Annotated in this window: 16 protein-coding genes and 1 pseudogene; 9 read left to right on the top strand and 8 right to left on the bottom strand. The window is 47.7% G+C overall.

Annotated elements, in window-relative coordinates:
- Positions 1-19 precede the first annotated feature (19 nt).
- Entirely contained in the window at positions 20-1,483 is a 1,464-nt protein-coding gene (locus OSC7112_RS03370) for an ATPase domain-containing protein (RefSeq protein WP_223300749.1), read from the bottom strand.
- Positions 1,484-1,580: 97 nt separating this feature from the next.
- Here OSC7112_RS03370 and OSC7112_RS03365 point away from each other — a divergent pair, with 97 nt between their 5' ends.
- From OSC7112_RS03365 to OSC7112_RS40655, 3 genes are all read left to right on the top strand, one after another.
- Positions 1,581-2,897, top strand: a complete 1,317-nt coding sequence (locus tag OSC7112_RS03365) for an FAD-binding oxidoreductase (protein WP_041622350.1) — start codon at positions 1,581-1,583, stop codon at positions 2,895-2,897.
- A gap of 271 nt (positions 2,898-3,168) precedes the next feature.
- A complete protein-coding gene (locus OSC7112_RS03360) occupies positions 3,169-4,578 on the top strand; it encodes a (Fe-S)-binding protein (RefSeq protein WP_015174576.1) in 1,410 nt (469 codons plus the stop codon).
- Positions 4,579-4,950: 372 nt separating this feature from the next.
- Positions 4,951-5,169 (top strand): hypothetical protein, encoded by a 219-nt coding sequence (locus OSC7112_RS40655; RefSeq protein WP_083888109.1) that lies wholly within the window; start codon positions 4,951-4,953, stop codon positions 5,167-5,169.
- Here the strand turns inward: OSC7112_RS40655 and tnpA are convergent.
- Entirely contained in the window at positions 5,122-5,520 is a 399-nt protein-coding gene (gene tnpA, locus OSC7112_RS03355; RefSeq protein WP_015174574.1) for an IS200/IS605 family transposase, read from the bottom strand. The genes OSC7112_RS40655 and tnpA overlap by 48 nt on opposite strands.
- A 52-nt stretch (positions 5,521-5,572) precedes the next feature.
- On the opposite strand from tnpA, the gene OSC7112_RS35205 reads away from it, so the two are divergent.
- The 5 genes and pseudogenes from OSC7112_RS35205 to OSC7112_RS03335 all read left to right on the top strand — a co-directional run bounded on the left by OSC7112_RS35205 (position 5,573) and on the right by OSC7112_RS03335 (position 10,680).
- Positions 5,573-5,719, top strand: coding sequence for a helix-turn-helix domain-containing protein (locus OSC7112_RS35205; RefSeq protein ID WP_223300748.1), 147 nt, complete (start codon positions 5,573-5,575; stop codon positions 5,717-5,719).
- A 558-nt stretch (positions 5,720-6,277) separates the two neighbouring features.
- The gene (gene ltrA / locus OSC7112_RS03350) at positions 6,278-8,149 is read left to right on the top strand and encodes a group II intron reverse transcriptase/maturase (protein ID WP_015174573.1); all 1,872 of its coding nucleotides are present in this window, start codon (positions 6,278-6,280) and stop codon (positions 8,147-8,149) included.
- A 38-nt stretch (positions 8,150-8,187) separates the two neighbouring features.
- Positions 8,188-9,249 (top strand): annotated as a pseudogene (locus OSC7112_RS03345) (RNA-guided endonuclease InsQ/TnpB family protein); the annotation flags it as partial.
- A gap of 33 nt (positions 9,250-9,282) precedes the next feature.
- Positions 9,283-9,858 (top strand): Uma2 family endonuclease, encoded by a 576-nt coding sequence (locus OSC7112_RS37760; RefSeq protein ID WP_317623927.1) that lies wholly within the window; start codon positions 9,283-9,285, stop codon positions 9,856-9,858.
- Positions 9,859-9,984: 126 nt separating this feature from the next.
- Positions 9,985-10,680 carry a Uma2 family endonuclease gene (locus OSC7112_RS03335; RefSeq protein ID WP_015174572.1) on the top strand — a complete coding sequence of 232 codons (696 nt, stop codon included), beginning with the start codon at positions 9,985-9,987 and terminating at the stop codon, positions 10,678-10,680.
- Positions 10,681-10,798: 118 nt separating this feature from the next.
- On the opposite strand, the gene OSC7112_RS03330 is transcribed toward OSC7112_RS03335, so the two are convergent.
- Together OSC7112_RS03330 and OSC7112_RS37755 are read right to left on the bottom strand one after the other, a co-directional pair.
- Entirely contained in the window at positions 10,799-13,042 is a 2,244-nt protein-coding gene (locus OSC7112_RS03330) for a WD40 repeat domain-containing protein (protein WP_223300843.1), read from the bottom strand.
- Between the two features lie 7 nt (positions 13,043-13,049).
- Positions 13,050-13,328: a hypothetical protein gene (locus tag OSC7112_RS37755; protein WP_150111480.1), complete on the bottom strand. Its 279-nt coding sequence runs from the start codon at positions 13,326-13,328 to the stop codon at positions 13,050-13,052.
- A gap of 403 nt (positions 13,329-13,731) precedes the next feature.
- Here OSC7112_RS37755 and OSC7112_RS03325 point away from each other — a divergent pair, with 403 nt between their 5' ends.
- Positions 13,732-14,241 carry a phycobiliprotein lyase gene (locus OSC7112_RS03325; RefSeq protein ID WP_015174570.1) on the top strand — a complete coding sequence of 170 codons (510 nt, stop codon included), beginning with the start codon at positions 13,732-13,734 and terminating at the stop codon, positions 14,239-14,241.
- 128 nt (positions 14,242-14,369) lie between these two features.
- On the opposite strand, the gene OSC7112_RS03320 is transcribed toward OSC7112_RS03325, so the two are convergent.
- From OSC7112_RS03320 to OSC7112_RS03305, 4 genes are all read right to left on the bottom strand, one after another.
- The gene (locus tag OSC7112_RS03320) at positions 14,370-15,041 is read right to left on the bottom strand and encodes a hypothetical protein (protein WP_015174569.1); all 672 of its coding nucleotides are present in this window, start codon (positions 15,039-15,041) and stop codon (positions 14,370-14,372) included.
- Positions 15,042-15,186: 145 nt separating this feature from the next.
- Complete coding sequence (locus OSC7112_RS03315; protein ID WP_015174568.1) at positions 15,187-17,727, bottom strand: DUF3769 domain-containing protein; 2,541 nt, start codon at positions 17,725-17,727, stop codon at positions 15,187-15,189.
- Positions 17,728-18,028: 301 nt separating this feature from the next.
- On the bottom strand, positions 18,029-18,145 hold the full coding sequence (locus OSC7112_RS03310; RefSeq protein ID WP_039887172.1) for a photosystem II reaction center protein I: 117 nt from the start codon (positions 18,143-18,145) through the stop codon (positions 18,029-18,031).
- A gap of 78 nt (positions 18,146-18,223) precedes the next feature.
- A complete protein-coding gene (locus OSC7112_RS03305; RefSeq protein ID WP_015174567.1) occupies positions 18,224-20,209 on the bottom strand; it encodes a hypothetical protein in 1,986 nt (661 codons plus the stop codon).
- Between the last annotated feature and the right edge of the window lie 166 nt (positions 20,210-20,375).

Raw genomic sequence — 20,375 nt, 5'->3', positions numbered from 1 at the left:
CAGCACGACACACCCGGATTCAATCTTCATCCGCTCCCTGCTCAATCCACACCGGCGCCGAACTCAAAATGCCGCGCAGCCCTCCTATCGGTTTGCTGACTTTGATGCCGTAGCGAGTAATCTCGAGTTCTCGCAGAGTTCTCTCGAAATTGCTGACTCGTTTTTTAATTACTCCGATCGCCTTGCGGATTTCTGTCCTATTATGCAGTTGGCGTTCCAGATAGCGTATAAACAGCAGATTATCCGCCAAATAGCTAATCCCGATCTCGGTCAGCCGAAAATCTCCGCTAAGGGTTTCTAGCTCATTAATCAAGATAACGGTGACTCCCATATTCTTCAGATACTTGCACAAAGCGTGCAAATTGTTCACCAAATCTTGCCCCTGCATCGAAAGCTGATAGCCAGAAATACTGTCAATCATCACAATCCGCGTCTTTTCCTGCTCCACCTCCTGGCGTACCATACAGGCAAACTGATCCGGCGAGTACAGCAAAGGTTCCACGGGTATCACCGAAAGACTTCCTTGCCCCATCATCGCCCCAACCGGGATGTTAACTGATTCGCAGCGGCGCAGCAGAGTAGAACTTGACTCCTCAAAAATGTAAACTACCGATCGCTCCCCCCTTCCTGCGGCTTCCTTCATAAACTGAATCCCCACCGTCGTTTTACCCACGCCGCTAGGCCCGCTAATCACCGTCACAGTCCCCCGTTCCAGTCCCCCGTGCAGCAGTTCGTCGATTTCTGGAACCCCAGCAGAAATCGCTTCAGGAACAAAATCCTGTTGAAAGTTGTCCGGAAGCAGTCGCGGAAATACCTCCATACCAGCCTCAGTCAGGCGCAGCGAATGGCGGCCGCTGCGGAAGTTGGAACCTCGCAGCTTGGTGACAGACAGGGTGCGTCCTTCAGGGCGCAGTTCTAAATAAATTACTCCGTCGCTGATGAATTGCAAATCGTCATCGGGAGAACTTGATGTGCCTTCGGAGGTGAACACCACTGTCGCCCCCCCTTCGACTAAAAAGCGCAGAAAAGATAGAACTTGCTTGCGGAATTGGAACTCATCCGCAGCTAAGTAGCGAAATTGAGTGATGGCGTCCAAAAACACCCGTTGTGGCTTGACAGCTTGGACTCGCTCGATAATCTTTTGTGTAGTCGGTTCTCGCTCAACCTCGGAGGGGGAGAAAATGTCATAAGTCTGAATTTCTGTAAAGAATTCTGACGATGGGCTCAAATCGAGGAACGCCATCGCATCCATATCAAAACCGAGACTTGTGGCATTGGCACGCAATTGCGCTTCCGGTTCTCCTAAAGTAATAAACAGGGGCGTTTCTCCCAGAGCCACACCTGCTGCCAAAAAGTGAAAGCCCAATGTAGTCTTGCCAGTACCGGGACCGCCGCGCACCAAATAAGAGCGTTGAGGAATTAGCCCGCCGCCAATCACTTCGTTGAGACCGGTAATTCCCAGAGAAATTCGGTTTTGAGACATTTGCTTTTTCATCTTTTGAATATCGGGCCCGTATTAATATTTAATGGTTTTAGGCAGTGTTTTGATATTTTTTTTGACCGGGCGTCTCATAACCTTCATGAAATCTTTTTCTACCGAAAATTACGTAAGCACACAAGAATTAGAAAGTATTGTCGGCACTGCTGGCATCTGTCGCTGGCAAGATACAGAGCCCTTTTGGCAAGAACGGGTAGAAAAAGCAGTTGCCCCCGACACGAAAATAGATTGTACCGTTTACCCGAATACTCAGGAAGAACTGGCGGCTGTCATTGTTTGGGCACAGCAAAATCGCTGTGCTCTCTTGCCTTGTGGCAGCGGCAGCAAACTTGATTGGGGCGGTTTAGTCAAGGGAGTCAAAATTGCCGCGAACACCGCGCGCCTCAATCGACTTGTAGAACACGCTGTGGGCGATTTAACCGTGACTGCGGAAGCCGGAATGAAGTTTGCGGATTTGCAGCAAATTTTAGCGGCAGCAGGTCAATTTTTGCCGATCGATCCGGCGTATCCGCAACAGGCAACTTTGGGCGGCATTGTCGCTACTGCTGATGCGGGTTCCTTGCGGCATCGCTATCGCGGGGTGCGCGATTTGCTGTTGGGAATTACCTTTGTGCGATCGGACGGTAAAATTGCCGTAGCCGGAGGTCGAGTTGTTAAAAATGTCGCCGGTTACGACTTGATGAAATTGTTTACTGGTGCTTACGGCACATTGGGCGTCATAAGTCAAGTAACTTTCCGAGTTTATCCGCTGCCAGAATCGTCGGGAACCGTAGTGCTGACAGGGGAAATTAATGCTCTGTCCAAAACGGCTCAAATCTTATTATCCTCTGCTTTGACACCAAGTGCGATCGATTTGCTGTCACCTGAATTAGTCGCAAAATTAGGCTTAGGAAAGGGCACGGGATTAATCGTCAGATTTCAAAGTATCGCCCCAAGTGTTAAACAACAATCAGCCCGCTTGCTGGAAGTTGCCGAAAAGTTGGGTTTGCAAGGCACTAGCTGCGGCGAAAATGATGAGGATCGGTTATGGCAAAGATTGCCAGAAACAATGTGGGATTCTGGCACAAAGTCGGCAATTATTTGCAAAATAGGAATCAGACCGTCGGAAGCTGTAACGGCCATTAACGAATTGCCGGTACAGGACGCTTTGATTCATGCAGGCAGCGGTTTGGGGGTTTTGCGGTTTGAGACTGCGACGGCCCAAACGCTGTTGCAGGTACGCAGAGGGTGCGAAGCGAAAGGCGGTTTTCTGACTGTTTTAGCAGCGCCGACCGACCTCAAGCAACAGTTAGATGTTTGGGGCTATACTGGAAGTGCGATCGATTTAATGCGCCGGATCAAACAGCAGTTTGACCCGGAAAATATTTTGAGCCCCCATCGTTTTATAAGCGGTATTTAGTTTAAACTTTGTAGTCAGGACTTCAGTTTCATTGGTGTCAACTTAACGTCTTATGTAGTACCGATCTACTGTTTGACTATTAGGCTCTAGATCCCCCCTAGCCAAGGGCGGGCACGGGGGCACCGCCCCTACAAGGGGGGGACAGGAAATGCTCAAAGTCCCCCAACAACCAGGGGGATTTAGGGGGATCTAGACTCAGCTAAAAGCAAGAATTATCAAGAATTTTAGGCGATAGTCACTAGGAACCAAAACAATTAGGTAATATATATATATGCAAACTTCAGAAAAATCTCAAGTTCCCAGCGACGATTTAAAACCTGCCAAAGAAAGTAATTTTTTAGCACAAAATCCCCACTTACAAAGCCTGGAAATCTCGGGTTTCGACCCCAACAATCCGCCCGATCCGAAATTAATCGATACTTGCGTGCACTGCGGATTTTGCTTGTCAACTTGTCCGAGTTATCGCGTACTTGGCAAAGAAATGGATTCGCCTAGAGGCCGCATTTATTTAATGGATGCAATCAACGAAGGCGACGCACCTTTAAACAAAGCAACCTCACAGCATTTCGATACTTGTTTGGGCTGTTTGGCCTGCGTTACAACTTGTCCGTCTGGAGTTCAATACGACAAATTAATTTCTGCAACTCGCCACCAAGTTACTAGAAATCAGGAACGCACTTTTTCCGACAATGCAATTCGTACTCTGATTTTTAATCTCTTCCCTTATCCTCACAGATTGCGGCCTTTGCTTGTACCCCTGTTTATTTATCAAAAATTAGGACTGCCAAAACTTGTCCGCAAAACAGGTTTGCTGAAAAAAGTATTTCCACGCTTGGCGGCGATGGAATCAATTTTGCCTAAAGTTACTGTTGATTCTTTCCGGGATAATTTACCAGAGGTAATTCCGGCACAAGGAGAGAAACGCTATAGAGTAGGCGTGATTTTAGGCTGCGTGCAGCGGCTGTTATTTTCGCCAGTGAATGAAGCTACGGTGCGTGTTTTGACCGCTAACGGTTGCGAGGTTGTGGTTCCTAAAAGTCAGGGATGCTGTGCTGCTTTGCCGGAACACCAAGGCCAAGCGGAACAGGCGAAAGCTTTAGCGAGACAAATGATTGATAGCTTTGAAAATACTGGCGTTGATTTGGTGATTATCAACGCTGCTGGGTGCGGCCATACTTTGAAAGAATACGGTCACATTTTAGCAGATGACCCGCAATATCGGGAGAAAGCTGAAAAATTTGCTGCTAATGTTAAGGACGTGCAAGAGTTTTTGGCAAGTGCGGGAATTACGGCAAAACTCAATCCTTTGATTGATGGAGATTTGACAATTGTTTATCAGGATGCTTGTCATTTGTTGCACGGGCAAAAGATTAGTTTGCAGCCGCGTCAGTTGCTGCAACAAATCCCTGGGGTGAAGTTAAAAGAACCTGTGGATGCGGCTTTGTGCTGCGGGAGTGCGGGGGTTTACAATATGCTTCAGCCGGAGGTGGCTGATGAATTGGGAGTGCAAAAGGTGGAGAATTTGCTGAATACTGGGGCGGAGTTGATTGCTTCTTCTAATCCGGGTTGTTCTTTGCAAATTAAGAAGCATTTGGAGTTGCAGGGGAAGCAAGTTACTTTAATGCACCCGATCGAGCTTTTGGATTATTCGATTCGCGGGGTGAAGTTGCTGAGGAAGTAGTTTTGTAGGGCGGGCGGTGTCCGCCCTATTTTCGATGCTGAGTGAGATTTTTTTTAATGAACCGCAGAAATTCACAGGCGGGACGCCTGTTCCACAGAGGGACCAGAAGAATGAGAAAGAGGAAGAGGTTATTGTATTGAGAAAGGTCGTGAAGCTTAGGGATGAGAATTAAATAAAATCCACTTTTCATGACTGTTGTGGGATGGGCCGATTCCGCCCGTCCTTTCTGGGCGGGCGGAATCGGCCCATCCCACAAGAAAAAAGGGAAATTATTTAATTGACGATCCTTAGCTATCCTGCAGGGCATCGCACTTCTCACCTTTCCCACAAGCTAAAATTAAATTAAACCGTCCCTAACCCCGGACAACAGTTATGGTAACTCAACTCAAGTCTCCTCAAAAACCTGATGTAATTTACCCCGACAGCGACGGCAAACCAATGGCCAATAATACTGACCAATTTCGCTGGATTCTCGTCATCGAACAAAATTTAGAATGGATGTATGCTAATGACCAAGAAAAATGGGATACAAGCCCCGTCCTTCTAGGACGGCTTTTCTTGATTCCTAATATACTCCTTCAAGACTTCTAAGGGCGCACCGCCAGCAGAAACAGCAAAATAACTCGGACTCCACAAAGCTTCTTTGTGGGGTTTTTCGTGTCCAGCTTGTCCGTAACGACGGCTAGAAACGCCCTTTAATGCGTTAACAATTTGAGATATCGACAATTTAGGTGGATATTCAATCAGTACATGAACGTGGTCGCATTCGCCATTGAACTCTAGGACTTGAAAATTCATTTTTTGGGCTACCTCTCGAAACGACTTTTCAATCAAGGCAAGACTTTCACCCGTGAACACAGACCGACGATATTTAGTTACGCAGACCAAGTGTATTTTAAGTTCTGTAACAGAATGCCGTTCGCGACGATAAGTAGTTGTCATTGTCTGTCAGCCAATGTATAATTCAATCTACAGACCAACGTTCAGTATAACCATGAAGGCGAGATTCAAGTACAGATTTTATCCCACAGCCGAACAAAAGCAGAGCTTGGCTCGGCTATTTGGCTGCGTCCGGGTAGTCTGGAACGGTGCGATTCGTTTGCTAGAAACCAAATCCAATAAGAAGGGTTTGGGGGATTAGCAGCAAGGACAAAAATAGGGAGTAATCCCGAAAATGAACCTTGACAACTGAGCGACCATGAGGGTGCAAAACCCTCCCCTGTAGATGCCAGGTGAAAGCACATCCCCTGCGGTAGCGACTAGCCCTCAATCCGTAGAGCGGGGATGAAAGCCTCTCAACACTTCCAGTTCAGGATAGTGCGGGGCAAGCAAAGAACCCATGAGTAAAACATTACGTCTGAATCCACGACTGAACCATCGTCAACTACAACCAGCAAAAAGGACTGATTAGCTGGAGCCAAAAAGGCAAAGGAAAAAAAGGTTGGCGGTTCGTTCCCCGACCAACAGCATCTCTAAATAAACCCGGTGGATAGTGGAGCTCTAAAGGTTCATAGCATGGTCGTTCGGAACGAAGTAACCCCTCGTATGTTCTCTCGGAAATCAAATACCGTGAGCAGGTGCTAACCGGATGCTGCGAGTGGGTGGGATTGAGTCAGAAGCAAACGCCTTGCTGTAATGACAAGGATATGCAGACAGACTCACGGTGATAAGGAAGGAATAGTGTAGAGTAGCAGTACAAATGTCTAAAACACTGAGCAATCAGATGGTGGAATGGAGAGAGACGGACTGGCGTAAGCTGGAACGGCGAATCTTTAAGCTGCAAAAAAGAATATTCCAAGCCTCTAGTCGTGGTGATTTGAAAGCAGTCCGCAGACTCCAGAAGACATTGATGAGGTCTTGGTCAGGAAAGATGCTAGCTGTACGTCGCGTGACGCAAGACAACCAGGGCAAGAAAACAGCCGGAGTAGACGGAGTTAAATCACTCTCACCCGTCCAAAGGATAGCACTGGTGGAAAAACTTGAGCTAAAGGGGAAAACCAAACCCACTCGACGGGTATGGATTGACAAACCAGGAACGGATGAAAAACGCCCCCTTGGTATTCCCACGATGTACGACAGAGCGCTTCAGGCGTTAGTGAAATTGATGCTTGAACCGGAGTGGGAAGCAAGGTTTGAACCCAACTCCTATGGATTCCGACCAGGACGTTCATGCCATGATGCTGTCGAGGCAATCTTTAACGCTATTAAGTCAAAGGCTAAATATGTGCTGGATGCCGACATCGCGAAATGCTTTGACCGCATAAACCACGGGGAACTTCTCAAAAAATTAAATACATTCCCGACCTTAAGACGCCAGATAAACGCTTGGCTCAAATCGGGAGTGATGGATGGCAATCAATTATTCCCCACATCTGAGGGTACGCCACAAGGCGGGGTCATCTCTCCGCTACTGGCAAACATTGCCCTTCACGGGATGGAAGAACGGATAAAGCAGGTGGCTGAAACATTGCCAACACCACGAGGACATAGTAAGCGAGGAAATCGCCAATCTCTAAGCCTAATCCGGTACGCCGACGACTTCGTAATACTGCACGAGGACTTAACCGTTGTCCATAGATGTAAAGAAGTGATTTCTGAGTGGCTAAACGGCATTGGACTTGAATTGAAACCAAGTAAAACGCGCCTTGCCCATACATTGAATAAACATGATGAGCAAGACGCGGGGTTTAACTTCCTGGGGTTTAATATCAGACAGTACCCAGTAGGTAAATATAACACGGGTTGTAATCCTCATGGGGAACCACTTGGATTCAAGACGCTCATCAAACCCAGCAAGCAGAAGCTAAAGCTACACTATGACAGTATCTCTGAGGTAATAGAACAGCATAAAACAGCTCCACAAGCTGCGCTGATAACTCATTTAAATCCAATCATCAGAGGATGGGCTAACTATTACCGCACTGTTACCAGCAAGGAAACATACTCCGAACTGGGACACAAAGTGTACAAGAAGCTAAAAAGCTGGGCACATAGACGCCACCCGAATAAATCAGGGGAATGGATAGCCAACAAATATTGGCAAACCATAGGCGATGATAACTGGGTATTCGCAACCAGGCAAGAAAGGAAAAACCCCTTGCGGTTACAAAATCACAACGCTACAGATATCGTGCGTCATGTGAAAGTCAAAGGCGATGCTAGTCCCTATGATGGCAACCTTGTGTACTGGAGTGCAAGAATGGGCAAAAACCCCGAAGTCCCTAAAGATGTGGCAACACTCTTGAAACGACAGAAAGGCAAATGTACCCACTGCGGATTACACTTCACAGAAGAATCGGTGTTAGAAGTAGACCACGTTATCCCTAAGTCGAAAGGCGGAAAGGATAGCTATGACAATTTGCAACTACTCCACCGACATTGCCACGATGAAAAGACAACCAAGGATGGAAGTCTTGGCAACAAATCTGGCTGTAATCGCGCCAAGCCTTCACCCTCAAAAACGGGGAATAGAGGTACTCATGACAAGAGCCTTATTACTGAGGAGCCGGATGAGGTGAAAGCTTCACGTCCGGTTTTGAAGACGAGCAGGGCTGGTGACAGCCTTGCTTAGTTTACCACAGCCTAGCCCTCTGCAAGCAGTCTGAAAAAAAGCCAAGTTCAGCCGAACTGCAAAAAATAGCAATAACTCAAGCGAAAAAGACTGAAGAAAGAGCTTGGTTAAGTGAAGTTTCTAATATCCCGCTACAGCAGTCTGTAGCAGATTTAGAAACAGCCTTCAAGAACTTCTTTGATTCCTGCAAAGGGAAGCGAAAAGGTCGTAAGGTTGGCTATCCTAAGTTCAAAAAAAGGACAAATAGCCAGTCTGCTAGATTTCGGATTGGAGGATTTTCGTTTAAAAATGGTGGCATCTATTTAGCTAAGATAGGCGTTATCAAGCCAATATGGTCAAGAGAACTTCCATCCGAACCTAGCTCGGTTACGGTAATCAAAGATTGTGCAAATCGTTATTTCTTAAGTTTCGTAGTAGAAGTCCAACCCGTGCATTGTGAGCCTAAAAACCAAAGTATCGGAATCGATTTAGGAATAACAACATTTGCAGTAATGAGCAACGGCGAAACAGCTAAAAGTCCTAGTTATAAAAAGTTAGACCGGAAAATCCGCAAGCTCCAACGCAAATTAGCTCGTCAAACAAAAGGGTCTAAAAGGAGAAACATAACACGAATTAAGATTGCCAAGTTGCACAACCGCATTGCCGATACCCGGAAAAATTTCCTCCATAAATTATCGACCAAAGTAGTTAACGAGAACCAAGTGATTATTTTGGAAGACTTGAATGTGTCAGGAATGGTCAAAAACCGGAAGCTTTCCCGGGCAATTAGTCAGCAAGGGTGGAGAGAGTTTAGAACTCTCTGTGAAGCCAAATCTGAAAAGTTTGGTAGAGAATTTCAAGTAATCAGTAGGTGGGAACCTACCAGCCAAGTTTGTGCAGACTGCGGTTTTAAGTGGGGCAAGATTGATTTGTCTGTTCGTTCAGTGCTTTGTGTTAGTTGCGGTACTGAACAGGATAGGGATCGTAACGCTTCGAGGAATATACAAAAAGTCGGGATGGGGAATCGCCACGACTCTAAACGGGCGCAGAGGGATTGTCAGACTACTTCGGTAGCAGATCCCTATGAAGCGTCAAGAATCACCGTGACTTCAGTCCGGTGAGTATTTCAAGAGAATGTATTCGTAGCTGGTGATTTGTTTTGGTATCCAATCGAGGGAAAACCGAATATTGTTAACGCGCCCGACGTGATGGTTGCGTTCGGCACACCGAAAGGGAGACGCGGTTCTTACCAGCAGTGGAATGAGTCAGGAATTGCACCGCACGTTGTGTTTGAAATTCTATCTCCTGGCAACACGCAGGATGAAATGGACAAGAAATTGCTATTTTACGATCGCCACGGAGTTGAAGAATATTACATTTACAATCCTAGCAACAACCAACTGAGAGGGTGGCTGCGGGCAGAAGACGGGTTAGATGCGATCGCATTAATGGAAAATTGGGCGAGTCCTCGATTGGGAATTCGCTTCGATTTATCGGGCGATCAATTGCAAATTTATCGACCGGATGGAACGAGGTTTTTCTCCTACGTTGAGATTTGCCAACTGTTAGAGGAAGAACGCCAGCGGGCCGAACTTGCAGAAACCGCTTTAGCAGAAGAACGCCAGCGGGTCGAACTTGCAGAAACCGCTTTAGCAGAAGAACGACGCCGATCGCAGATTTTGGTGGAACGGTTGCGAGAAATGGGAATTAACCCCGACGCATTAAGTTAGAAATTTGGCTGTTTTGGATTGGATCAAAAAGCTCGTGAAGCGTAGCTATCCCGTAGGGAATCGCACTTCTCGCCTTTCCCACAAGCTAAAATTAAATTAAACCGTCCCTAACCCCGGACAACAGTTATGGTAACTCAACTCAAGTCTCCTCAAAAACCTGATGTAATTTACCCCGACAGCGACGGCCAACCAATGTCTGACAATACCAAACAATTTCGCTGGATACTCATCATCCAACAAAATTTAGCGTGGCTTTTTGCCGATGACCCGAATGTATTTGTCGCGGGGGATTTGCTGTGGTATCCCGTCGAAGGAGATAACAAGATTCGCGTCGGCCCGGATGTGATGGTAGTCTTGGGCAGACCGAAAGGAGATAGGGGTTCTTACAAGCAGTGGGAAGAAGAAAATATCGCGCCGCAAGTAGTGTTTGAAATTCTTTCTCCCGGTAACAGGCTAACAGAAATGAATAAAAAACAGGTATTTTACGATCGCCACGGGGTTGAGGAATATTACCTGTACGACCCGGAACGCAACGATTTCAGCGGTTGGATGCGTTCAGAGGGGCGTTTGGACGTAATTGATGCGATCGAAAATTGGGTCAGTCCCCGACTGGGAATTCGCTTTGATTTGTCCGGTGAAGAGTTGCAAATTTATCGCCCTGACGGCCAACCGTTTGCAAGTTATGAGGAGGTTTCTCGCAGCTTGGAACAAGCCGAACAGCGGGCCCAACAAGCCGAACAGCGGGCCCAACAAGCCGAACAGCGGGCTGCTGTACTGGCAGAAAGACTGCGAGCGATGGGAATTGACCCGGAACAATTGTAAACTAGATGGGGGAAAAGAGCGATCGGGGTACATTAAGCCGTAAGGTGCGCAGTACGCACCCTACTAATAACTGTGGAGTCAATCTAAAATCTAAAATCTAAAATCTAAAATCGACTGACTATTTCCCCTCTTCTAACCTCAAAAAATGCACCTGTCCCGAAGCTTCTGCCACTACGATTGTCACCCCATCAGGTGCAATAGCGCAAGCTTTCAAAGCACTATCTCCCCTGAAACTAGCAATTACTTCTCGACTTAACAAATCCCAAACTTTGAGAGTATTATCGTCCGAAACAGAAATTGCCTTTGTTCCCATAGTCGCCACAGATGTTACCGCATCAGCATGACCTGCCAAAGTAAAAACTTCTTTTCTACTTGACAAATCCCAAACTTTCAAAGTGTGTTCCCGCCCTCCTGAAATCGCCCATTTGCCATCCGCCGTAACTGCCACAGCATTCACAAAACTCTCATGACCTTTGAGAGTGAAAAGTAGATTTTTGACGGCTAAATTCCAGAAATTTGCCAAAATATTCTTTTCTTTCCCCAAACTCCAAACTTTCAGAGTTTGGTCGCCGGAAGCCGAAATAATCCGCTTGCTGTCGGGAGTAACTGCCACAGCTTTTATCCCGTCCTCATGACCGGAAAAAGTAAAAAGTTCGTCTCCTGTTTCTAAACTCCAAACTTTAATAGTTTTGTCTCCCGAACCGGAAATCGCCATCGTTCCGTCTGCGGTCACGGCCACAGAATTTACCCAGTCTGTATGACCGGTGAAAGTAAAGATTTCCTTGCCGGTTTCTAGATCCCAAACTTTCACCGTTTTGTCGCCGGAACCCGAAACTACTCGCTTGCTATCCGGTGTAATTGCGATCGCTTTTACCCAATCTTGATGTCCCGAAATAGTAAAAATTTCCTGTCCGTTTTTGAGATTCCAGACTTTAATGCTGTTGTCTCCTGAACCGGAAACTGCTTTCGTACCGTCCGCCGTCACTGCTACAGCATTTACCCAGTCATCGTGACTTGCAAATGATAAATTTTCTTTGCCTGCTTCTAAGTGCCAAACTTTGAGAGTTTTGTCAGAGGAACCAGAAACTATCCGCTGGCCGTCGGGGGTAACAGCCACAGCATTCACTGGGGCGATGTGATTGGTAAAAGTGAAAAGTTCTTCTTTTGTTTCCAGATTCCAAACTTTCAGCGTTTTGTCCCCGGAAGCCGAAATTACCCGTTTGCCGTCGGGACTGACTGCCACAGCTTGAACGAAACTGCCGTGTTTTCCTAAAGTGAAAAGTGGCTTTCTTTCTGACAAACTCCAGACTTGAACAGTTCCGTCGTAACTGCCGGAAATTATTTGTTCGCCGTCGGGACTAACTGCTACACTTTTTACCCAGTCTTCATGGCCGGTGAGAGTAAAAAGTTCTTTTCCGGTTTCTAGGTTCCAGACTTTAATGCTGTTGTCTCCCGACCCGGAAATTAACCGTTTGCTATCAGGAGTTACTGCTACGGACTGGACAAAACTACTGTGACCTTTGAAGTTAAAAATTACTTCTCTGCTTGTCAAATCCCAAACTTTAATACTGCCATCCCAAGAACCATAAATTACTCGCTTGCCGTCGGGAGTTACTGCTACTGCTTCTACGGCAAAAGTATCGCCTGCAAAAGTAAATATTTCTTGTCCAGTTTCTAAATCCCAAATTTTAATCGTATTGTCCCAAGAACCGGAAATTACTTTAGTGCCATCGGGCGTGACGGCTACAGCATTGACGTAGGTAAGATGACCTTTGAGGGTGGACAGTTCTTCTCCTGTTTCTAAGTGCCAAATTTTGAGAGTGTGGTCGGAGGACGCAGAAATTGCCTGCTTGCCGTCGGGGGTGATTGCTACACCTTGTACCCAGTCTGTATGTCCGGTGAGGGTACGCAGCAATCTTCCGCCGGGGGGAGTAAAGCTGGGCGTTAGCGGTCGCAGCCAGGGGGTTGTTTGGTGTTTGGGCTGTGCTAGCAGTGCTTGAATTTCTGGACTTTCAAAGCACATCAAGCGGGCTATTAGTTGGGTGGCTAGTTGGCTTTTATCTGTGGCTAGAATGTGGGCAGACAGCCGAATTGCTTCTTGGATTAATTTGAGTTGGTGAGCTTTTTTGTCTGAGGTAATAATATCGGGACTTGTTGCTAAATCGTAATCTTCTATTAGCGCCTGTACTCCCGATGCTGACAGCTTGGCTTTAATAAAATTGTAATCTGTTAGTAAGCTGTATAATTTTTCGGAGTCTGAAGTCGCGGCTAGCTGACTTGGCAGGATTTCTAGGTAGTGCGTCTGTTCTGCGGGCTGCTTTTTATCCAGCCATTGTTTAAACTCGGTCATAAATTTACGGATGTGTTTTTTAAATGTATGCGATCGCTAGCTGCACCCTACCGAAAAGCCGATCGAGAATCTTGTCTCTTGACTTAGCATGACATATTTGAATGCTCTGTGCTATGGGATTGCTGTCCTCGGTTTGGTGATGGTTCGATGAATTGCTTGTTTTTGAGTCGGAGTCTGCTTTGAGAATTTTCCAGCAGTGCGATGACAATAAATCGCCGCCAATATAATTAAACTCAGCAACGCCCAATTTACCGATCGATCGACAAAAGCTCACATATATCGTTGTTTTTCTTAACATACCTGGTATTTGGGCGATGATGGTCGATCGACACTGTTAAAGCTAAAAAATTTCAGGTATCGCAATCCTATTTCCAGTGCGAAAAAGACTTTTTATAACGAAATACGATGGCGGATGCTCTAATTTTCTGTCAAGTCGGCCGCCTCAGCGAGGCAGATGTCCCCTTGGTTGGGTTTCGTACCTCAGCGGCATCTGCAATCTGTTTCACCCAAAGCTCTTAGAAAGCTTTGCAGGTGCGCCCCCTTCCTCTAAAATATAGAAAAGGACTTGCACTCTTAAACCGGGTTTTTAGACAAAATCATTGGTTTGGCCGCTAGTACGCAGGAAGAAACCGGGTTTCTGACTCCATAGCGCGCAAGTCACGATCGCAAATAAAGCAGTATTGACTTTAGAGACAAATTTCATGGATGTTATCGAGTTTTTCGAGTTAAGTGCAGGCAAATGGTTTTCTCAGCGTACCGTACACAATCTCAATTCTGGGGAATTGCAGGCCGGTAAATCTGAACTCAAAATAGAAATACTGACAGCTAGTGATGCAGCAGTCGTCAAACTTTGCCAACAACACTCGATTAACCCGGCTGCAACTGGGCTAAAGGGCGTTCGGATTAGTTGGGACGGTATTCCCGATCGCGACAAAGCTAAACAAATCGGTTCTACCATACTAGCGATCGTACCAAATCCCGACAATCCCAGCGAAGGCAAAGTGTTGCAAGACAAGGGTAACAGCCGCTACGTGATGGGCGACGACGTGCTGACATTGATTACAGAATCAGACACTCTCCATGCCGAAGAAAGACTGTGGTATCTCATACCAAACCTGCGGCTGCGGACTAGCGTTGTTAAGCAAGCTAACGGTACCGAACAAGCATCTTTTTGTTCGGAAATTCGGATGGGAGCAAGTCCGAAAACTTAACTCTCACAAACACCTATGTAATTCCCAAACATTACACCAATTCCCAAAAAAAATGCAACTCTAGGCAGATCCAAATCACGATCTTCATCCGTCATTCCTAATTATTTAATCGAAAATCGAAAAGGGTATTACACCCTATTTCTGCTTTCTCCCTTCTTTCTTCTGCCTTCTCGGGCAATCGCTTTTAACTTGGTATGAAAATCAGTGTGTTTGACAACTGGGAATGATTTTGCCACAGGTTTGTCCGCTAATTTTTGCTCGGCTTCGGCTCGATCTGCGAGGGCGGTAACAGCCACATCTTCATATACTACAAATTCTGTATTTTCTTTTGTGCGATCGTCGGCTGCGGGCAATTTTCCTGTTTCCTGGGCGTCTGTGTTCGGGACTTCTGCATGAAGCGCCCGATCGAGTTGTGTCTCTGGCGGCAATAGCAAATCTAACTCTGTGGCACCAACTTCCGATTCCGGGTTGGAGAAAAGTATATCGTCCTGGGGCAGTCGATCGCCACTTTCCCCGGTTAAATTTTGAGGAAAATTGTTGCAGACCAAGCGTTCAAACTCGCGATTGAAATGATAGAGAGGTTCACCTATCCGGTGCCACATACTCAATAGCTGTCCCACAGAAACAGCCTTGTAGCGGCCTTGATAAAGCGCTTCAACCACTGCTAAACGCAGCCAATAGCCGGGATACTTGGTTAGCCATTCACCCGCCAATTTCTCGGCTTTTTTGCCACCTAGGTCAAAACCGTAGTGAACCAGCAGAGCCGCTGCTTGTGCAGATATTGCGGTCACTTCTGTCATTTGTTATTGGTTCGCTGTTATTGGTTCGCTGTTATTGGTTCGCTGTTATTGGTTCGTTGTTATTGGTTCGTTGTTAATTGCTAATTGTTAATTGTTGGTTGCAATAACCAATAACTAATAATCAATAACTAATAACCAAATTGAATTAATCGGATAAACGCACGCCTCCTTCTACAGTTCGCGCGTCCCCGGAAAAAGGTTGGGGAGTCCCATTCCAGTTGAAGTCGCTAATTCTAAAAGTCAGGCTGCCGACTTGACGCTCAGGATTAAAACGCAAAATAATTGCGTAGCTGCGGCGGCTGTATTCTAGAGTGTAATTCGTACTGATTGCTTCCCCGCTTTCTAAATTAATAGCACGTTGAAATCCAACTCGAAAGCCTCCGTAAACTTGCTGGACAAGCCCAAAAGACAGGACTCTCAAATCTACTAAGCGATCGAATAAAAACGGCGAGATACCGTCCCGCCCCACCTGGGTATAAGTCACGTTAAACCCAGTGTAATCGAGGAAAGGGCGGGAGAAATGACCGAACTGCCCTTGAATGCCGACGCTACCGGCGAGGGAATTTTGTCGATCGCCACTGCTGTAATAAGTACCAACTCCCCGGAGTCCCAAGGCCAGTTGCACGAAAGGAACCACCGGCGTCCGCGTATACCTCAAACCCTGGGTGGGAGTGCGGGGGAGAGGTTCGCCCTCCCACAAGTTGAAGCCGCGGCTTAAGGCGAAGCTGAGTTGGGAACGGCCCAGATCGACACGGTTGTTTTCCCGCACTGGTTCGAGCAAGTCTGGTCGATCGGTGTCAGCATTGATAAATTGATACCCAGCTTGGTAGCTGAGATTGATGCCCGTGCCTCCGAGTTGGATGACTGGGGAAGTGAGGACTGCCCCGAGACTGCTCTGCACGGTTTGATAGCCCAGAGAACCGTTAAACAGTCGATCGCGATAACTGTATTCTGCTGCCAGAGAGTGAGTGCCGATCAACTGTCGCAGGCGCAAATTGCCCCGAAAGCTTTCTTCTGGCAAATTCGGGAAATTTTCCAAACTCAGAAATATTGCCGATCCGTCGAGCCTAGTGCGCGGGCCCAGAGATGCCCTCAACCTCGCTCTCAGCCCGTAGCTGTCGGGAAAAAACGGATTACCGCCGTGCTTTTCGACGACGCGCTGAAGGTAAATTTGGGGTGCCAGGGTTAGCCGTACCGGCCCGTTTTGCAACACCTCAAAACCGCACTCGGCATACAAACCGCCGCGCTGGCCCCCGTCGTAACCAAACGTCAAACACGGGCCGTTCTGCTGCCGGCTGTCAAACACTTGCCTGCGGGGATACACGGGTATTTTCACCCGGTTGTCGAACACCAAGCGGGGTTTAGTTGTGACCAATTCCTCAGCCGTGGGCGAAATCCTTCTAATCGTCGCCCTCCGGGCCCTGTATTCAAATTCCGGCGGGGAAAACGGGTCGTTAGTAATCCGAATGTTGGTTGCTACCCTCGCGCCGTCTGGCAGGAGTTCGATGCGTTCTGCTTCAAAGCGGACGCGGTTGACGGCACCAGTAACTTGGCGGACTGCTCGCTGTCGGCCGCCGCCAATAGTCACTGTAGCAGCGCCGGGGGATTTGACTCCGCGCAGGGGCTGCTGGCTGGTAATTCGATCGCTCAGCGGCTGTTCGAGAATCGTCCCGGCACTGATATCTGTCGGCAGTGTGGGGGTCAATTCGCTACCTGCTGCGGGCAGGAATATTTCCCCCCTAGCTTGTTCGACTGCGCCGGTGTTGAGCCCGAGATTGAACTCCATCTGCTGGCCGCGCACTACTTGTTGGCCGCGGGTATAGGCGACATTGCCGGATGCTACCACTTGGCGGGTGACTAAGTTGACGATCGCCCGATCGGCATCAATCACAGTTTGCCGGAACCGCACGACGACATTACCAACCGCCGTCACAATTTGCTGCTTGTCGTCAAATTCTTGGCTGTCGGCCTTAACTTCAATAGTATCGGCCGGGCTTACGGGAAACGGAACCGTCCGCCGAGAAGGCGCGGTGCGGACTCCCGGCGCGGCTGGCTTCGGCTTCGGTTTCGGCGCAGCGGGTGTTTTGGGTGTGGGGGCGGTTCCCGGTGCTGGAATCTCGAACTGTTGCTGCTCGGTGGGAGTCTGTTCGGGCGCGGGTTCGGGAACGGGAATTTCAGCAGGTTCGGGAGAGTTATCTTCTAACTGCCGGCCTTGGGCCTGATACCAACTTTCCTGCTGTCGGACAAGATTTTGCTCCTGTTTTTTCTCCTCTGTTCTCTGCGCCTCTGCGGTTCGTTTTCGATTGCGAACGGCAACGGCATTTTCTACCGAACCCAATTGGTAAGCCGTAAACGAGGAATCTTTCGGAGTTTCCGCCGTTTCGGGTTCTACCGCAGGGGCCTGACGCTGAAATCCCACCACTGCCTCGCCGCTTTCCACTTCCCCTAGGGGGTCGGCGATTTCTGGAGGCCGGTCGTTGGCTGGGGTGGTGCCGAGGAGTGTGGCTGCGGGTTCTGCTGGGGCCGGTGTGGGTTCTGGCTGAACGATATCTGGGCTTGGTTCCGGTATTTCTGCGGGGTTGCTGCGGGTGTCTCCATCGCCGGCCGCGACAGTGAGGGCGACTTTTTTTGGCTTTGCGATGTAGATGATGCCAGGGGGTTCTGGCGGCGGTACCGGATAGGGCATAGTTACACCAAGTGAGTCATCCGATTTTAGATTTTAGATTTTAGATTTTAGATTTTATAGGGTGCAAATTATTGAAAATTTTTGCATCTAAAAGGCAACTGTTTAGACATTAATCTGACATCTAAAATTTGCAGTGGCTTTGGCGCGCCGAAATATGGCTGATTTGAGAACTTGCTTTCGCCACAAGATAACCTCGCTGCTGGTGCGAGGTCAAGTTTTGTTCGACTAATTTTTGGGGGTTTGCGGGCTGGCTGAGGGGCTGCGGTGGCGGAACCCCCAGCTAGCGGGCGAGATAACTTGTTTATTCCATGTCTCTGCGGTTGGGGTTCCGGGCTGGGTCATTGGACAAAAATCCAAAGATGAACAGGGAAACAAAAAATAAAACAACTACATTAACTACGATTTTGAGGGTTAGCACTGTGGGAGTCTCCAAAGATGGCATAATACTGAGCTGATTTGCTGCTGTTGCGGCAACTTTTTTATCATAAGCTAAAGATTAGTCAATTTTATCTTTGCTTTTGAGGATTTTTGGCAAGTTGATTTTTGCCCAATTCCAGAGTTGCTCGGCGATGTTTTCTAGTCGCAGCATAACTCGATCGAGCCATTCGAGCACTTGCTCTAGCGGGTGCTTAATGTATCCCATCGATTCTGCTTTTGTTTCTAAGTATTCGCCCTCGGGTTGGACGCCTGCGCTGTGATTTTTTGGTTCAGCAGCAGCGCGGGTTGCGCGGGTTGCGGGGATGTATCTGCGGGTTGGCGCGGTGATTGCTGCTGGGGATTGGCTGTTTTGTCGGGTGTTCGGGTTGGTGTTTTTTGGCACTTCGGTTTCCGGCGCGCCCCCTGGGGTTGATTCTGCTGCGAGTGCAGAGCTATTTTTTCGAGTAACTGCTAAATTTGATGCTGGTTGGGGTTGACTTTTTGGGCTTTTTGCGAGCAAGCTCTGTTTTAACTGCCCCAGCAGGCGGTGAAGTGCTTCGGGGTAAGGGGAGATTGAGACTGCGGTCGATCGACCTTCTGGCAATTCTCCTAATTCTGCAATTTCCTGCTTGACTTTTGGACTAGATTGTGATATTTGGCTTTGAGCTGCTGCCTCGGTTTGGGAACTTCCGTCGATTAAATGCTGCGGTGCTGCTTCCCCGAATAAGTCTTGCCAGCTCAGCCAGGGTCGATCGGCCTCTGGGCTGTTTTGCGTGTTTTCTTGTTCTTGTCGCTGTTTCAAATAATACTTAATTGCGACTGACTTCTCAGTATTATCACTGGCTGCCGTTTCTTTGCCCAAAAGGTGGTCTACTGACGACCAAATCATTTGTTCGATGTTTCGAGCGTATTTTTCGAGGATGTCGCGGGCGGACAAATCTGCGTTGGCGTCTGTGGCGGATGTATTAATTTTGACTCCGGGGTTTTCTGTGGGTTGGGCGGTTGTTTTTGCCGCTGGCGGGAGGGTAAATTCTTCGAGGTTGACGGCGGCGCGATCGAGTAATGTAACAAAGGAGAGAGGATTAGCGGGTCGATCGAACTTGCTGTTAAAATTAGTTTCTAGTTGTGGGGTATTGGGGTCGATCGAATTCGATGCCGCAATTGACTGCTGTGCGGTTTTTGCTTCGATCTGGGCGCGGGCTTTTTGAACTAGGATGGCATTGCGGTCGATCGATTTTTTAACTGCGAGGATTGATTCTCCAAACTGATTTCTTTTGAGAGCAACCGGGCTCGTCTGAAGCCATGCCATCAATTCCCAAAAACGACGCACCGGCGGCAACTGCGCTTTTTTGGCCGCCGACTCCAAACCTAGATTAAATTTTAATTCTTTTTGGGTAATTTCCCGCCGTTCGGGGCTGCAGTTTGCTACTTCCCAAGTTATGCGACCTTCAAGCATTTCCTGCTGTTCGGGTGTCAAAATATCTAATATCTTATTTTCACCTCCCACCAATACTAAAGTGCGGGCTGGGATAAAACTGGCAATTCCCTCAACTTTCGGTTGCGGTTTTAATTGAGTTTTAGCAAGCGGGTGTACTAAGACGGAAGTGGTTTGATGGTTGGCGGTTTGTCCGCTAAAATTGATAGCCGGAGGTAAATCGTTAACAGCATTTCCCCGATCGATTAACAGCGGGAAGCTGGCTAAAGTTTTCGCAGTTTGCGACGAGTTTAGCAAATTTTCGGCGAGGTGCAAAATTTCCGCGATCGAATTTTCCTCGGCAACTTCCCCCTGATACCAATTTGGCGGCAAATCGGGGTTTTCGTCGCCGCCAAATTCTTGCAGTTCCGGTAAATCTACTTTTTGGCTTGATTCCCGCAACTGTCGGCCCAGCATTCGGGAACTTTGCACCAGCAAATAAGCTGGATAAAGCAGAATTTGGGTGGCGGTGAGAGTTGCTTCTTTAATTTGACGCCAAGTTCGATCGCAATTGTCGGCGACTTGGCGGGACTGTTTCGATATAAAATTTAATAATCGGCTTTGGTAGGGGCCGTAGTAACCGTTGGACATAAGTTTAATTATTGAATTCAGATTTTTGATTCGCGCCGGAATTGCTGAATATTGCTGTAAAATCAAAGCGAGATCTTAATCTCCGCTTCAAACCCTCTGAAACCTTTATTTCTTCGCGTCCTTGGCGTCGGGGCGGTTCAATCCGATTTTTGATTAATACACAAGT

It is taken from the genome of Oscillatoria nigro-viridis PCC 7112 (assembly GCF_000317475.1).
Taxonomy (GTDB): Bacteria; Cyanobacteriota; Cyanobacteriia; order Cyanobacteriales; family Microcoleaceae; genus Microcoleus; species Microcoleus nigroviridis.
The sequence above is the reverse complement of the archived record's forward strand: the minus strand, read 5'-3'. Positions and strand labels throughout refer to the sequence as shown.

What these genes read in the sequence shown, in the direction of transcription:
- OSC7112_RS03315 (WP_015174568.1), bottom strand. Translation starts at nt 17,727, where the DNA reads ATGCCCTATCCGGTACCGCCGCCAGAACCCCCTGGCATCATCTACATC.
- OSC7112_RS03335 (WP_015174572.1), top strand. Translation starts at nt 9,985, where the DNA reads ATGGTAACTCAACTCAAGTCTCCTCAAAAACCTGATGTAATTTACCCC.
- OSC7112_RS35205 (WP_223300748.1), top strand. Translation starts at nt 5,573, where the DNA reads ATGAAGGCGAGATTCAAGTACAGATTTTATCCCACAGCCGAACAAAAG.
- OSC7112_RS03320 (WP_015174569.1), bottom strand. Translation starts at nt 15,041, where the DNA reads ATGACAGAAGTGACCGCAATATCTGCACAAGCAGCGGCTCTGCTGGTT.
- OSC7112_RS03325 (WP_015174570.1), top strand. Translation starts at nt 13,732, where the DNA reads ATGGATGTTATCGAGTTTTTCGAGTTAAGTGCAGGCAAATGGTTTTCT.
- OSC7112_RS03370 (WP_223300749.1), bottom strand. Translation starts at nt 1,483, where the DNA reads ATGTCTCAAAACCGAATTTCTCTGGGAATTACCGGTCTCAACGAAGTG.
- ltrA (WP_015174573.1), top strand. Translation starts at nt 6,278, where the DNA reads ATGTCTAAAACACTGAGCAATCAGATGGTGGAATGGAGAGAGACGGAC.
- OSC7112_RS37755 (WP_150111480.1), bottom strand. Translation starts at nt 13,328, where the DNA reads ATGTTAAGAAAAACAACGATATATGTGAGCTTTTGTCGATCGATCGGT.
- tnpA (WP_015174574.1), bottom strand. Translation starts at nt 5,520, where the DNA reads ATGACAACTACTTATCGTCGCGAACGGCATTCTGTTACAGAACTTAAA.
- OSC7112_RS03360 (WP_015174576.1), top strand. Translation starts at nt 3,169, where the DNA reads ATGCAAACTTCAGAAAAATCTCAAGTTCCCAGCGACGATTTAAAACCT.
- OSC7112_RS40655 (WP_083888109.1), top strand. Translation starts at nt 4,951, where the DNA reads ATGGTAACTCAACTCAAGTCTCCTCAAAAACCTGATGTAATTTACCCC.
- OSC7112_RS03305 (WP_015174567.1), bottom strand. Translation starts at nt 20,209, where the DNA reads ATGTCCAACGGTTACTACGGCCCCTACCAAAGCCGATTATTAAATTTT.
- OSC7112_RS03365 (WP_041622350.1), top strand. Translation starts at nt 1,581, where the DNA reads ATGAAATCTTTTTCTACCGAAAATTACGTAAGCACACAAGAATTAGAA.